The sequence below is a fragment of the Rhodoferax sp. WC2427 genome (genome assembly GCF_040822085.1).
Classification (GTDB): domain Bacteria; phylum Pseudomonadota; class Gammaproteobacteria; order Burkholderiales; family Burkholderiaceae_C; genus Rhodoferax_B.
In genome coordinates this window covers 230905-245594 of record NZ_CP162006.1, presented here as the reverse complement: position 1 = coordinate 245594, position 14690 = coordinate 230905, and the positions used below count along the sequence as shown (strand labels likewise).

12 protein-coding genes are annotated in these 14690 nt (G+C 66.0%); 9 read left to right on the top strand and 3 right to left on the bottom strand.

Features of this window, described 5'->3' with window-relative positions; all coding sequences use genetic code 11:
- Window positions 1–55: 55 nt before the first annotated feature.
- Window positions 56–361: a DUF4148 domain-containing protein gene (locus AB3G31_RS01120; protein ID WP_367848412.1), complete on the bottom strand. Its 306-nt coding sequence runs from the start codon at window positions 359–361 to the stop codon at window positions 56–58.
- Window positions 362–570: 209 nt separating this feature from the next.
- Here AB3G31_RS01120 and AB3G31_RS01115 point away from each other — a divergent pair, with 209 nt between their 5' ends.
- A complete protein-coding gene (locus tag AB3G31_RS01115) occupies window positions 571–1458 on the top strand; it encodes a LysR substrate-binding domain-containing protein (RefSeq protein ID WP_367848411.1) in 888 nt (295 codons plus the stop codon).
- 94 nt (window positions 1459–1552) lie between these two features.
- Here the strand turns inward: AB3G31_RS01115 and AB3G31_RS01110 are convergent, their stop codons facing one another.
- Entirely contained in the window at window positions 1553–2239 is a 687-nt protein-coding gene (locus tag AB3G31_RS01110; protein ID WP_367848410.1) for a dienelactone hydrolase family protein, read from the bottom strand.
- 82 nt (window positions 2240–2321) lie between these two features.
- On the opposite strand from AB3G31_RS01110, the gene AB3G31_RS01105 reads away from it, so the two are divergent.
- The 7 genes from AB3G31_RS01105 to AB3G31_RS01075 all read left to right on the top strand — a co-directional run bounded on the left by AB3G31_RS01105 (window position 2322) and on the right by AB3G31_RS01075 (window position 11360).
- Window positions 2322–3104 (top strand): SDR family oxidoreductase, encoded by a 783-nt coding sequence (locus tag AB3G31_RS01105; RefSeq protein ID WP_367848409.1) that lies wholly within the window; start codon window positions 2322–2324, stop codon window positions 3102–3104.
- 11 nt (window positions 3105–3115) lie between these two features.
- On the top strand, window positions 3116–3748 hold the full coding sequence (locus tag AB3G31_RS01100; protein WP_367848408.1) for a MarC family protein: 633 nt from the start codon (window positions 3116–3118) through the stop codon (window positions 3746–3748).
- A 67-nt stretch (window positions 3749–3815) separates the two neighbouring features.
- Complete coding sequence (locus AB3G31_RS01095) at window positions 3816–4361, top strand: lipocalin family protein (protein ID WP_367848407.1); 546 nt, start codon at window positions 3816–3818, stop codon at window positions 4359–4361.
- Window positions 4362–4691: 330 nt separating this feature from the next.
- Window positions 4692–6278 (top strand): sensor histidine kinase, encoded by a 1587-nt coding sequence (locus tag AB3G31_RS01090; protein WP_367848406.1) that lies wholly within the window; start codon window positions 4692–4694, stop codon window positions 6276–6278.
- The gene (locus tag AB3G31_RS01085; RefSeq protein WP_367848405.1) at window positions 6260–6943 is read left to right on the top strand and encodes an ANTAR domain-containing response regulator; all 684 of its coding nucleotides are present in this window, start codon (window positions 6260–6262) and stop codon (window positions 6941–6943) included. The genes AB3G31_RS01090 and AB3G31_RS01085 overlap by 19 nt, the downstream gene beginning before the upstream one ends.
- Window positions 6944–7184: 241 nt before the next feature.
- Window positions 7185–8738 (top strand): methyl-accepting chemotaxis protein, encoded by a 1554-nt coding sequence (locus AB3G31_RS01080; RefSeq protein ID WP_367848404.1) that lies wholly within the window; start codon window positions 7185–7187, stop codon window positions 8736–8738.
- 84 nt (window positions 8739–8822) lie between these two features.
- A complete protein-coding gene (locus tag AB3G31_RS01075) occupies window positions 8823–11360 on the top strand; it encodes a putative bifunctional diguanylate cyclase/phosphodiesterase (RefSeq protein ID WP_367848403.1) in 2538 nt (845 codons plus the stop codon).
- On the opposite strand, the gene AB3G31_RS01070 is transcribed toward AB3G31_RS01075, so the two are convergent.
- The gene (locus AB3G31_RS01070) at window positions 11344–12639 is read right to left on the bottom strand and encodes an MATE family efflux transporter (protein ID WP_367848402.1); all 1296 of its coding nucleotides are present in this window, start codon (window positions 12637–12639) and stop codon (window positions 11344–11346) included. The two genes, AB3G31_RS01075 and AB3G31_RS01070, sit on opposite strands and share 17 nt — an antisense overlap.
- A gap of 167 nt (window positions 12640–12806) precedes the next feature.
- On the opposite strand from AB3G31_RS01070, the gene AB3G31_RS01065 reads away from it, so the two are divergent.
- Window positions 12807–14657 carry a patatin-like phospholipase family protein gene (locus AB3G31_RS01065; protein ID WP_367848401.1) on the top strand — a complete coding sequence of 617 codons (1851 nt, stop codon included), beginning with the start codon at window positions 12807–12809 and terminating at the stop codon, window positions 14655–14657.
- Window positions 14658–14690 lie beyond the last annotated feature (33 nt).

The following is a 14690-nucleotide window of genomic DNA, read 5'->3' as shown; positions in this document are numbered from 1 at the left end:
CCGCCCGATTTGTAACATTGTGCTCCAAGGATGTAACGCTGCGGCGGCGGCCGCCTTAATCGTGGAACTGCTGCAAGCTACCGTCTTTTTCGGCCTTGATGAGGTCGGCGCGGACTTCGGCGCGGGTCAACGGGGTGCCGGTGGGGTGGATGACGGGGTAGTTGTTGTCCTCGTTCGACGCTGCCAGGCTGCCGTCTTTTTCGGCGGCGACCAGCTCGGCCTGCACCTGGGCACGGGTGACGGTGCTGTGGGTATTGCTAACCACCGGGTATTCGCGGTCGTAGGAGTCGGCAAACGCACTGGTGGTGGCCACCGTTGCCAGGGTGATCAGGGAGGCGGCTAAAAGTTTGGTCGTGTTCATGGTGGTTCCTTAAAGTTAAAAACAATGCAGCCGGACCAGGAACCTCTGGCGGGACGTGCCACTCTGTCAGGGTGGTTGCCGCGCCGGAGGACTGGTTCACAGGGTGAAGAACATGTTCTTGCCTTGCCCTTGTTCAGAAGGCCTGGCGGTAACTAAGTTTCAGCTTCACGCCCCCTAAACGGAACCAGGCTGTTTCGGTCTTGGAAACAATGGACACCCTCGAACTCATCCGCACCTTCCGCGAAGTCGCCGCCCGCGGCGGTTTTTCACTGGCCGCCAAAACCCTGGATGTGTCCAAGGCCAATGTGAGCAAGCACGTGGCCGAGCTGGAGAGCCGCCTGGGCACCCGCTTGCTCAACCGCAGCACCCGCACCGTCAGCCTCACCGACGCGGGCGGCCTGCTGCTGGAGCGCAGCAAGCCCTTGCTGGAGATGATGGCGCTGACCCGCGAAGAGCTGCAACACCGCGCGCATGAGCCCAGTGGCCGCCTGCGCATGACCGCGCCGCAGGGCGTGGGCAGCGTGGAGTTGCCCGCCCTGCTGGCCGACTTCATGCACCGCTACCCCGAGGTGCACATCAGCCTGGACCTGGGCAACCGGGTGGTGGACCTGGTGGAAGAAGGCATGGACCTGGCGCTGCGCGTGGGCACCGCGCCCAACGACAACCTGATCATGCGCAAGCTGCGCCGCATCGACGTGGTGGTCTGCGCCACCCCCGCCTACTGGCACAAGCGCGGCCTGCCCGCCCACCCGGACGAACTGGCCGGGCACGATGCCGTGACGCTGGCCATGCACGGCAACCACCCGCAATGGCGTTTCAAGGTGAACGGCAAGGCGCACACCGTGGCGGTGCGCAGCCGCATGGATGCCACCGACCCGATGCCGCTGGTGCAGCTGGCCCTGCACGGCCTGGGCGTGGCCCGCGTGCCGCGCATGCTGGTGCAGGCGCATCTGGACAGCGGTGCCCTGGTGCCGGTGCTGGAGGACTTCCATGCCGACGACCTGTGGCTGTACGCCGCCTACACCCAGCGCCGCCACAACAGCGCGGCCCTGAAGGCGCTGCTGGACTTCATGGAAGCCCGCTGGAAGCAGGATTGAGGTTTTCAGGCCATTTTTCAGGCATCAAATTGGCAGCCTACGCTGATGGAATGGGCGTAGGCAGCTATCAAAAAATTAGTCTAAAACAATAGCATCAGACCAGGTGCTCGGCAAAGAACGCCAGCGAACGCTCCCGCGCCAGCGCTGCCGCCGGTGCGTCATAGGCGCCGCGCTGGTCGCAATTGAAGCCGTGGTCGGCCGGGTACAGGCGCACATCCACCGCCAGATGGGCCTGGGCAAAGGCCCGCACCGTGTCCAGCGCGATGCCGTGGTCGCGCTCGCCAAAGTGCGACAGCACCGGCACCCGGGGCGTGCGGGCCACCTCGGCGGCCGCCGTCATGCCGCCGCCGTAGTAGGTCACCGCCGCCGCCAGCCCTTGCACCAGGCAGGCGGCGCGCCAGCTCAGCAGGCCACCCCAGCAGTAGCCCACGCAGCCAACCTTGCCCGCCTGGGCCGCAGCAAAGGCCACGGCGGCCTGCACGTCCAGCATCAGCGTGGGCACGCCCAGCGCCTCGGCAGCGGCTTTCAGGGCGATACCGGCCTGCACGTCTTCGGCGGTGTAGCCCAGGTCCACCCCCGGCTGCACGCGGTGGAACATGGCCGGGGCCACGGCCAGGTAGCCCGCCGCCGCATAGCCATCGGCCACCGCACGGATGTGGCTGTTGATGCCAAAAATCTCCTGGATCACCACCACCGCGCCCTTGGGCGTGCCGCTGGGCTGGGCCACGTAGGCGGGCAGGACAAAGCCGTCGGCGGCGGTCAGGTCGATGAAAGTGGACATGGGGAAAGCTCCTGAAACTGAGAGGGGGAAATGGGGGGGCCATCGTACTGGTATCGTTCTGGGTCCACTCTCTGGTGCGCCTATGACCCCACTCCCCTCCCCTCCCGTGCTGCTGGTCACCGGCGGCGGGCGCGGCATTGGTGCCGCCACCGCCCGGCTGGCCGCCCAGCGCGGCTATGCCGTGGCGGTCAATTACGCGCACAACGCCAGCGCCGCCGAAGCGCTGGTGGCCGAGATCCGCTCCCAGGGCGGCCAGGCCATCGCCCTGCAGGCCGATGTGGCCGACGAGGCCCAGGTGCTGCGCCTGTTTGCCGCCGTCGATGCGCAGCTCGGCCCGCTGCGCGCCCTGGTCAACAACGCCGGGGTGGTGGACGTGCCCGCCCGCGTCGACAGCATGGACGCGGCCCGGCTGCAGCGCATGTTCAGCATCAACGTGGTTGGCCCGTTTCTGTGCGCCCGCGAGGCCGTGCGGCGCATGGGCCGCCAGGGTGCGCAGGGTTTCGGCCCCGGCTACGGCCAGGGCGGTGCGATTGTGAACGTCTCCAGCGCCGCGTCGCGCCTGGGCTCGGCCGGCCAGTACGTGGACTACGCCGCCGCCAAGGGCGCCATCGACAGCATGACCATCGGCCTGTCCAAGGAGGTGGCAGCCGACGGCATCCGCGTCAACGCGGTGCGCCCCGGCCTGATCGAAACCGACATCCACGCCTCCGGCGGCCTGCCTGACCGGGTGCGCGACCTGTCGGCCACGGTGCCCATGCAACGCGGCGGCACGGCGCTGGAGGTGGCGCAGGCGATTGTGTGGCTGCTGGGGCCGGAGGCGAGCTACATGACGGGGGCGCTGGTGGATGTCAGCGGGGGGCGTTAAGCTCAATGGCTATGGACTTCAAACCGCTCATCACCTTGTTGGCCATCGTCAACCCGCTGGCCATCGTGCCGTTTTTCATCCACTACACCCAGAGCTTTTCGGAGGCGCAGCGCCGCCGCACCATCTGGGTGTCGTCGTTCAGCGTGTTTGTGGTGATTGCGGTCAGCGCCCTGCTGGGCCTGCAGATTCTGGAATTCTTCAACATCTCGCTGGCCAGCTTCCAGGTGGGTGGCGGCCTGCTGTTGCTGAGCTCGTCGCTGAACATGCTCAACGCCCAGCCGGCCGAGGCCAAGTCCAACGCCACCGAGCTGCAAGATGCGTCGGAGCGCGCCGCCGTGGGCGCCAGCATCGCCGTGGTGCCGCTGGCCATCCCCCTGCTCACCGGCCCGGCCAGCATGTCCACCGTGGTGATTTACGCCGACAAGGCCAAAACCTTCTGGCAACTGGCCGCCCTGGTCGGCTACGGCGTGGTGATCGGCCTGGCCACCGCCCTGTGCTTCGCCCTGGCCGCCCCGATCGCCCGCGTGCTGGGCAAAACCGGCATCAACGTGATGACCCGCCTGATGGGCCTGATCCTGGCCGCCCTGGCCGTGGAGGTGATGGCCGACGGGCTGCACAAGCTGTTTCCGGTGCTGGGGGGATAGCGCTGCGATTTTTGTAGCTGCTTGTGCTGATGGAATGAGCGCTAGCGGCCTATTTTTAATAGATTTTATGACACACACTTTTCACCGTTTCGCCCCCCTGCTGCTGGCCTGCGCCCTCGCCCTAGGCGGCTGCTCCACCGCCGTGCCCGAAGGCATCACCGCGGTCACGGCGTTCGATGCCACGCGCTACGCGGGCAAGTGGTTTGAGATCGCCCGGCTGGACCATTCCTTTGAGCGCGGGCTGGACAATGTGAGCGCCCGCTACACGCTGCAGGCCGATGGCAGCGTGCAGGTGATCAACCGGGGCTTCAGCCGCGAGAAGAACGCCTGGAAGGAAGCCGAAGGCATCGCCAAGTTCACCGGCGACCCGCACACGGCTTCGCTCAAGGTGTCGTTCTTCGGCCCGTTCTACGGCGGCTACCACGTGGTGGCGCTGGACCCGGCCTACCGCTGGGCGATGGTAGTGGGCGCCGACCGAAGCTATGTGTGGATCCTGGCGCGCGACAAACAGTTGCCCGCCGACATCCGCGCGCAATTGTTGGCCAAGGCGCAGGCGCTGGGCATTGCGGTGGACCAGCTGGTGTGGGTGGACCAGAGCCGCAGCGACAGCTAAGCGGGGATGGCTTGATGTGGATCAAGCAAACACGCAGGCGGCAGCGCGCCTGGAAACGCGTGCAACGGCTGACTCAGCCATTATTATTTTCATAGCCTTTAACGCTTATCTATAAAGCGCTACAGCCATTATTTCCATAAAAAAACCAGTGTAAAAAAAGGCACTTTGGGTCTCCCCTGGGTGCTGCTGCCGCCGCCCGCCGCACAGATGCCCACTGTTACACTTTCGGACAGAGAGCATGTGGACCGCAGACCCCTGTGGCCATTGGAAGATAGGACGCTGGCTCCCGTCCAAGTTGCATATGGCCACCTCGTCCTTTTGCGGCGTACTATGAAGCCCCGTCCCCTCCATGCCTTGCTGGGTACTTTAGCGGGCGGCATCGGGGCGTTAGCCCTGATGGTTGTGCCCCGGCTAACCCCCGAAATGCAGCAGCGTGCCTGGCTGGCCACCCTCACCATCGGCATGTTCGTCACCGCCTGCGGCTGGCTGGTGGCCTCTCGGCGGCTGCGCGCGAAGCTGACCCCGGTGGCCCAACTGGCAGAAGTGCTGGAACACGTGGATGCCTACGTGTACCTGAAAGACGCGCAGGGCCGTCACCTGTTTGCCAACGAGGCCATGCGCAGCTTGCTGCACGCATCCATGGAGGACGTGGTGGGACAAGGCGACGAGCAGTTCTTCCAGCCCGACAGCGTAGCCAAGCTGCGCCACAACGACGACCTGGTGTTGCGCGAGGGCCGCACCCTGCGGATCGACGAAGCCCAACTGCAGTTGCTCAATGGCCACACCTTCACCACCATGACCATCAAGCTGCCGCTGCGCAATGCGGCGGGGGATATCCATGCGCTGTGCGGCATATCGACCGACATCACCGCCCGCCAACAGGCCGAAGAGCAGCTGCGTATCGCCGCCATTGCGTTTGAGTGCCAGGACGGCATCATGGTGATAGACAAAAACCGCCACATCTTGCGCGTCAACCAGGCCTTCAGCCAGATCACCGGTTACAGCGAAGCGGAAGTACTGGGCACCAGTCCCTCCATGCTGCAATCCAACCAGCAACCGACCCGCTTTTACGAAGATATCTGGGCGGAAACCGAGCAGATGGGCGGCAAATGGCAGGGCACCGTCTGGCAACAGCGCAAGGACGGCAGCATCTACCTGGCCCGGGTAAGCCTGACGGCGGTCAAAGACGCGCGCAACAGCACCAGCCACTGGGTGGGCATCTTCAGCAACGCATCTGAAAGCCAGCTGCAGGAACACCAGCGGCTGCGCAACGAATCCGCGCACCGCGAAATTCTGGTGCGAGAGGTACACCACCGCATCAAGAACAATTTGCAAGGCATCATGGGCATCCTGCGCCAGTACGCACAGCAGCACCCGGAAACCGCCGTGCCCATCCACCAGGCGATCGGCCAGGTGCAAAGCATCGCCGTGATCCACGGCCTGCAAGGCCGCAGCGTGATGTCGACAGTGCGCCTGTGTGAGCTCACTAGCGCGATCGGCGACGAGATCCGCCAGCTTTGGCACACCCCCGTCACGGTGGATATTCCGCAGCCCTGGAACCCGTGCATCGTGGCCGAAAAAGAAGCCGTACCCATCGCCCTGGTCATCAACGAGCTGGTCCTGAACGCCGTGAAGCATGGGGGCAAAAACGCCGACGGGGTGCATATCCGCCTGCGCAAAGGCCCACGCCCGGACGTAGTGCAAGTGCACATTGTCAACGCCGGGCAAGTGCTGCCGCCCGCCGACCATGGCTCCTCGCACCACAGCGGCCTACAGCTCATCGCCGCCCTGATGCCGCGCCAAGGCGCACGCATCCGGCGGGAGCAGTCCGGCGACCAGGTGCACACCCTGCTGGAACTGGAGCCCCCCATCATCCGACTAGAACAAGAAGACCCAACATGCCCCGAGACAACATGATGCCACCCCGCAAACAACAACAACAACAACAACAACAACTGCTGCTGCTGGTCGACGACGACCGCCTGGTCCTGTCCATGGTGGCCAAGGGCTTGCGCGATGCGGGCTACCTGGTTGCCACCGCCGAATCGGCAGAGGAGGCCGAAGCCTGGTTGGCCAGTGGGCAGCGGCCCGACCTGGCCATACTCGATGTCGCCATGCCCGGCCAGGGCGGTCTGCTGCTGGCCCAGCGTCTGCATGCGCTAGACCATATACCGTTCATGATGCTGAGCGCCTACAGCGACACCGCCATCGTCGAAGAAGCTGCCCGCCATGGCGCGCTGGGCTATGCCGTCAAACCGCTGGACACCCAGCAACTGGTGCCCGCAATCGAAGCTGCGCTGGCCCGCGCCAACGAACTGCAAGGCTTGCGCAGCACCCGCCGGCAGCTGCAAAAAGCACTGGACGCAGAGCGCAAGATCAGCCTGGCCACGGGAATTTTGATGGTCGAGTACCGGCTACAGCGCAAAGACGCTTTTACCCTGCTACGCGATACCGCGCGCACCCAGCAGCGCAAGCTGGCCGAGCTGGCGGAGACCCTGGCCAGTGCCCGCGACACCCTGAGCCTGCTCGCCCCCGCCGGCCCGGGCGGGCAATCCCTTGACTTGGTAAAGCCCGCTCTGTAACAATAGGTTTCCCGCATGCCCGCCCCTACCCCCGGCGCGGCTTGTCTGTAGAGGCCCCGAACACGCCTCGCTAACCCGCTTGGTCGCGCGCACTGCGCTGCACCAGGTCGCTATGACTGTCCGACCGGACCGAGGCAAGCGTGTTCACATCCACTGAAACTCTGCGCCACACCGGCGCTTTCCAGCCCCTCTGTGGCACCGCTATTTGCGTGTTCGCATGGCGAACCACAGGGGCGCGTCCATGAGCAGCCTGCGCCCTGTCACGCAAAACGAATACCACTTTCCGGGCACGGAAACCCTGCTGTCCACCACCGACACCACCAGCCATATCGCCTACGCGAACGCAGCATTCATCCGCACCAGCGGTTTTTCCGCCGACGAATTGCTGGGCCAGGCCCACAACCTGGTGCGCCACCCGGATATGCCCGCCGCCGCTTTTGCGGACATGTGGCGCAGCCTGAAAGAGGGCCAGTCCTGGACCGCCCTGGTAAAGAACCGCCGCAAGGACGGCGACCACTATTGGGTCCGCGCCAACGCAGCCCCGATGCGCCGCAACGGCCGGGTTGTGGGCTATTTGTCGGTGCGCACCCAGCCCACACGGGCCGAGGTGGCCGCCAGCGAAAAGCTGTACCGCAGCCTGCGCGAAGTGCCGTCCACGTCCACAGCACGGTCATTCCACCGCGGATTGCTCATACGCACCGGCCTGCTGGGTTGGACCAGCGCGCTGCAGGTGCTGCCCACGGCCTGGCGGGTGCGGCTGCCCTTGCTGCTCGCGGGGGCTGTGATGGAGACGGTGCTTGCCATGGCGGGCCCGGGCGGCGGCAACGCGTGGGCGCTGGGTGCCTGCATCGCCAGCTGCCTGCTGCTGGTGAACGCGTTCATTGAGAACCAACTGACCACACCATTGCGAAAGATACGCGGGGTAGCCCAGCAGGTGGCCAGTGGGGAAGCGGCCGACAACCTGCACTTCAACCGCTGCGACGATGTAGGAATGGTGGCGCGCGCTATCCACCAGTCAGGACTGAATCTGCAGTCCCTGGTGGCCGACGTCCAGGCGCAGGTGGCGGGCCTCGAGGCCGCCAGCAACGACATCGCCTCGGCCAACCGGGATTTGTCCAGCCGCACCGAGCAAACCGCCGCCAATCTGGAGCAAACTGCCGCTGCCATGGAGCAGCAAATCGCCACCGTGCAGACCAACGCTGCCACAGCGGAAAAGGCCAGCAACTTGGCGCAGGACGCCACCAAAGTGGCCACCCAGGGCGGACAGGCGGTAGAAAACGTGGTGTCAACCATGGCGCTGATTGCCGAGGCCAGCCGCAAGATTGCCGACATCAGCGGCTTGATCAACGGCATTGCCTTCCAGACCAATATCCTCGCCCTGAACGCCGCGGTGGAAGCCGCCCGCGCGGGTGAGCAGGGGCGTGGCTTCGCGGTGGTGGCCAGCGAGGTGCGCAGCCTGGCCGGGCGTTCGGCTGCCGCTGCCAAGGAGATCAAGGCCCTGATCGATGCGTCCCAGGCCGAAGTGGAAAACGGCTCCCGACTGGTGGCCGACGCGGGCCAGACCATGACCGAAGTGGAACGCAAGGTTCGCAGCGTTCACGGCTTGATCGCGGAGATCACCAGCGCATCGCGCGAGCAGTCGCAGGGCTTTGTGCACCTGGGTCAGGCCGTATCCCAGCTGGACGCGATGACGCAGCAGAACGCCGCCATGGTGGAGCAGAGCAGCGCCGCTGCCGACAGCATGCGCGACCAGACCCGGCGTCTCGTGGCCGCAGTCCAGGTGTTTTCCGCCTGAACGTGCTGTGCCTATGACCACACCATGCTAAGCCCTCAGGCAGCTGGGCCTGGCCCCGCTGATTTGCCTTCTGCCGCCGAAACCATGCGTTCTTCTACCCATACCCATCCCGTACAGCACGCCCTCGGTTGGATCCTGCTGTTTCTGGCCTTGCCGCTGCTGTGGTGGGTCTCGCATGCCGAGCACTCCATCGCCATTGAGCCAATGCGCTTCCTGTATTGGCATACCTGTCTGGAGCTGTTCGCTGTGGTAGTGGCCATGCTAGTCTTCATGACCGGCTACCGCGCCGTCTTCTCGGCGCGCAGGGGCGCGGTGGTGCTGCTGGGGCTGGCGTTTTTGGGCGTGGGTTTGCTAGATTTCCTGCATACCATGAGCTACGGCGGCATGCCGGATGCCATCACGGTCAACTCCGCGCAAAAATCGATGTTCTTCTGGCTGGCGGCACGCCTGCTGGCGGCACTGGCTTTGCTTGTGTACGTGTTGGCGCCGGAAGGGCCGGACCTGCCCGTGGGCACAAAACGGCGGGTCCTGGCCGGGGTTTTGCTGCTGGTGGGGATGCTTGCCTATGTAGGTCTGCTGTTCCCGGACGCGGTGCCCGCCCTGTTTGTGCCCCACCAGGGGCTGACGGGCTGGAAGATCGGGCTGGAATGGCTGGTAATCACACTGGATGCGCTGACCCTGCTGGCGCTGTGGCTGCGCCGATCCGCCCTGGCCAATGAGTGCGCGATGGCACTGGCCTTTGCCGTGGCCTTGTCGGCAGCCTCCGAGCTGTTTTTTACCCGGCTGGGCACCAATGACAAGGATCTGGCCAATGCGGTGGGCCACCTGTACAAGATTGGCGCCTATTTGTACCTGTTCCACGCCACTTTCAACGAATCGCTGCGCCGCCCGCTGGATCGCTTGCAAATGCAGCATATGCGGGAAAAGCTTGTACTGAGCGCCGCGCCCGACGGCATTTTGTGGGTCGACGGTGCCGGGCGCATCCTGCTCGCCAACCAGGCGATGGCGCAACTCTCGGGCTACCGCTCCGAAGAGCTAGTGGGCCAGAACGTAGACATCTTTTTGCCCGCGCACCTGCGCGCCCGCCACGCCGAGTCCATGCGCGGGTACTTCATGGCACCCCACCCGCGCGCCATGGGCCAGATGAACCTGAAGCTGATGCGCCGCGATGGCACCATGCTGCCGGTAGACATTTCCCTGGGCCACTGGAAGGACCATGGTGCCGACCACGCCATTGCCTACATCCGTGACCTGACCGAGCGCAAGAAGTTTGAAGAGTCGCTGCGCCACCAGGCTACGCACGACGAACTGACCGGCCTGCCCAACCGCTGGCTGTTCCGCCTGCAGCTGGACCAGGCCCTGGTGCGCGCCGGGCGTATCGGCCAGCGCGTCGCCGTGCTGTTTCTGGACCTGGACTATTTCAAAACCATCAACGACAGCTTTGGGCACGCCGCAGGCGACGTGCTGCTGGTACAGGTGGGCGTGCGTATGCGCAGCGTGCTGCGCAACAATGACACGCTGGCGCGCCTGGGCGGGGATGAATTCGCCATCTTCCTGGCCGACCTGACCGAGGTGGACGAGGCCGTGACGGTGGCCAACAAGCTACTGGTCGCGCTGCAGGCCGCTTACTGCTTGCAGGACCAGGTGGTGTATTCGGGCGGCAGCCTGGGCCTGGCCTTTTACCCCGACGATGCCCTCGACAGCGACAACCTGCTGCGCTACGCCGATTTGGCCATGTACCAGGCCAAGCATGCCGGGCGCGGCACCTATGCCTGTTATTCGCAGGAAATGGACCGCCGCGTGCACGAGGACATGCAACTGCACACCCGCCTGAAGGAGGCCATGGCCCAAGGCGCCCTGGAGCTGCACTACCAACCGCAGGTGGACATTCTGAGCGGCGCAATTGCAGGTGCTGAGGCCTTGCTGCGCTGGCAGGACCCGGTGCTGGGCCCGGTATCGCCTGTGACCTTCATTCCCGTGGCCGAGGCCACCGGCCTGATCCTGCCCCTGTCAGACTGGGTGCTAGAAACCGCCTGCAGCCAGATCGCCGCATGGTGCCTCGCCGGCACCCCGCTGCGGGTGGCGGTAAACGTGTCCGCGCAGCAGTTTCGCCAGCGGGACCTGCCTGAAAAGGTACGTAGCGTGCTGCAACGCACAGGCGCCCCGGCGCATTTGCTGGACATTGAAATCACCGAATCCATGGCCATGTCCCGCCCAGAGCAGGCGCGCGAGCAGCTGGAGGCGCTGGTCGCCCTGGGTTGCAGCGTGGCCCTGGACGACTTCGGCACCGGCTACTCCTCCCTGGCCTACCTGAAGGCCTTGCCGGTGAGCAAGCTGAAGATCGACAAGAGCTTCATGGACGGTATCCCCCACGACAGCAACGACGTGACGATTTCCCGCGCCATCATCGCCCTGGCCAAAAGCCTCGGGCTGACCCTGGTGGCCGAAGGTGTGGAAACCCACGCGCAGCTGGACTTCCTGCGCGCCTACGGCTGCGAGGCCTACCAAGGCTGGCTGTTCGCCAAAGCCATGCCGGCATCCGCACTGTCGGCGTTATTACGCAACTTGGCGTTGGATGCCGTCGCCGCGCCAGAGAGCCCGACGTTCAACCACGCCCGGTAGCGGCGGGGCCCACCTCAGAGCCCATCCGCCCCACCAACCGAAACGCCACCCCCATCGCCAGCGTGCCGAAAATCGCCGTGCCGATGGCGGCCCCGGCCAGCACGCCGACCGGGCCGAACTGCGCGCCCCACCAGGCGAACGGGATCGTGCCCAAGGTGGCGCGGGCCCAGTTGAAGCCGGTGGACCACAGCGGCTTGCCCAGGTTGTTGAAAGCGGCGTTGGCCACAAACAGCGCCCCGGCAAAAAAGAAGCTGGCCGCCAGCCAGGAGCAGAACATGTGGATCAGGTGCTCGGCCTCGCCGTGCGCGCTGAAGGCCCAGACCAGCCCGTTTTGCCCCAGCGCCAGCAGCAGCCAGGCACTGCCCACAGCGATCACCATGAACAGCAGGCTGTCGCGCAGGCCCTGGCGCACCCGGTCGAAATGCCCCGCGCCCAGGTTTTGCGCCAGGATGGGGCCAACCGCGCCGCTGAGCGCGTAGATTAGCCCGAACGCCACCGGGGTCACGCGGTCGATGATGGCCTGCCCGGCCACGGCGGACGCGCCGAACTGGGCGATGGAGTGGGTCACGAACGCGGCGCTGATGGGGGTGGCCAGGTTGGTCAGCACCGCCGGGCCCGCCACACCCGCCAGCAACTTGGCATCGCTGCCCAGGGCCGCCCGGTTCCAGCGCCCCAGCAGGCCGTGGCGCAGCACGCCGCGCAGGCCCACCGCCGCCAGGATGCTGCGCGACACCACCGCAGTAGCCGCCGCGCCGTCCAGCCCCATGTGCAGGCCGAAGATCAAAATCGGGTCCAGCACGGCGGTCACCACCGCAGCCCCCAGCGTCACCGACATGGCTCCGCGCGCATCGCCTACCGAGCGCAGCAGCGCCGAACAGGCCATGCCGATGCCCAGCAGCGGCAGCGAATGCACCGTCACGCCCAGGTAGCGGGCGGCCAGGCGCTCGGTCTCGCCGGTGGCACCCAGGGCCGCCAGCAGCGGGTGCAGAAACGGCGCGGTGCCGCTGCCGATCAGGGCCGCCAGCAGCACCATCAGCAGCAGGCTGGAGGTGGCCAGGCGCTTGGCATCGGCCGCCCGGCCCGCGCCCACGGTGCGCGCCACCACCGCCGTGATGCCGATGGTCAGCCCGATGCACAGCGACGCATGGAAAAAGCCCACCACCCCGGCAAACCCCACCGCCGCCGCAATCGCCTGCTGGCCCAGCTGGGAGATGTAGAACAGGTTGATCAGATCCACGACAAACACCGCCACCAGCCCGATGGCCGAAGTGGTAGACATCACCGCCACATGCCGGAACAATGGACCTGTAACAAAACGTGGTGAGGATGGGGGAGCGGTAGTGGCCATGGGGACGATGGTACAAGCCCGGTTACTATAAAAAAAATAGCTTCCCACGCTGATCAAATAAGCGCCAAGCACCGAATCAATCTAAGAACAATACAGACATGAGTGCCTCGCCCAACCGCCAGAAATCGCAGGATGCCCTGCTGGTACGCCACCTCACCGCTTTCTTCGGCACGCTGGAGCCCGAGGCCATGGAGCTGCTGCGGCACAGTCTGGAGTGGCTGGAGGTGAGCGGCGGCGACACCCTGCTGACCCAGGGCCATGCGGGCGACGCGATGTACCTGGTGGTCAGTGGCCGGCTGCGCGCCTTTGTCCACAGCGAAGGCGGCAGCCCGCAGCGGGTGGGCGACATCGTACGCGGCCAGGTGGTGGGCGAAATGAGCCTGTACACCGGCGAGCCGCGTGCCGCCACCGTGGTGGCCGTGCGCGACGCGGTGCTGGCCCGGCTGGACCGCCCGGCCTTCCAGCGCCTGCTGGCCTGCAGCAGCCAAATATCGCAGGCCTTCACCACGCAAATCATCCGCCAGCTGCAGGGCCGCAGGCATGCGCCGGTGGCCGACAAGCTGGTCACCATCGGCCTGCTGCCCATCACTACCGGCATCGATGTACCCGACTTTGCCGCCCGGCTGGCCCTGCAACTCAGCACTCTGGGCCGGGTGGGCGTGGTCAGCCGCCACGACATCGACCAGCGGCTGGAGGCCCTGGGCCTGGGCCCCAGCGACAACACCGACAAGGAAACCCAGCGCCGCATTGCCATGCTGCTGGACCAGATCGAGGCCGAGCACGATTTTGTGCTGCTGCTGGCCGATGCCACGCCCACGCCCTGGACGCAGCGCTGCTGCCGCCACTGCGACGAACTGCTGCTGCTGGCCGACGCCACCCAGCCGCCGGTGCTGCACCCCAGCGAAACCCGGTTTTTGAGCAACCGCCCGCCGTTGACGGTGATTGCCGACATCCTGGTGCTGCTGCACCCGGCCAACCAGCCCTCGCCGCGCCACACCGCCCGCTGGCTGGCGCGCCGCCCGGTGGCCGGGCACCTGCACATCCGCCCCACGCTGGACCGCGACATGGCCCGGCTGGCGCGCATCCAGAGCCGCACCGCGGTGGGCCTGGTGCTGGCCGGAGGCGGCGCGCGCGGGCTGGCCCACCTGGGCGTGCTGCGGGCGCTGCAGGAGCGCGGCATCGAAGTGGACTGGGTCGGCGGCACCAGCATTGGCGCGGTGATGGCCACCTATGCCGCCTCCGACCAGCCGCTGGACAAGGTAATGGCCAACGCCCGCCGGGCCTTTGCCACCAACCCCACCGGCGACTTCAACCTGTTCCCGGTGCTGTCGCTGATCAAGGGCCTGCGCCTCAAACGCATCCTGCGCACCGCGGTGGAAGAGCTGGTGGGCTTTGACGCCGACATCGAAGACCTGTGGATCAACTTCTTCTGCGTGGCCACCAACTTCTCCACCGCCAGCGAGCAGCGCCTGCAGCACGGCAACCTGCCCCACGCGCTGCTGGCCAGCACCTCCATCCCCGGCGCACTGCCGCCGGTGGCGCATGGCGGCGACCTGCTGTGCGACGGCGGCAGCTTCAACAACTTTCCGGTGGACGTGATGCGCAGCATGCGCGGCGTGGGCCGGGTGATCGGCGTGGACCTGAACATCCGCACCCCGGTGCGGGTGGACCACGAGGACATGCCGGGCAGTTGGGCCCTGCTGCGCGACCGCCTGCGCCCGCTGGCCCAGCGCCGTTACCGCCTGCCGTCGCTGCCCTCGTACCTGATGACGGTAACCATTTTGTACAGCATGTCGCGCCAGAGCAGCGCCCAGCAGCAGTGCGACATGTACTTCAACCCGCCGCTGAACCGGGTGGGCATGCTGCAGTGGCGGCGGCTGGAAAACATCGTGCAACGCGGCTACGCGCATGCCCTGCAGGTTCTGGACGAGGCGGGACACCCCGCCTGACATTCGCAGCCCGTAGGCTTATAGTGTTTTGAC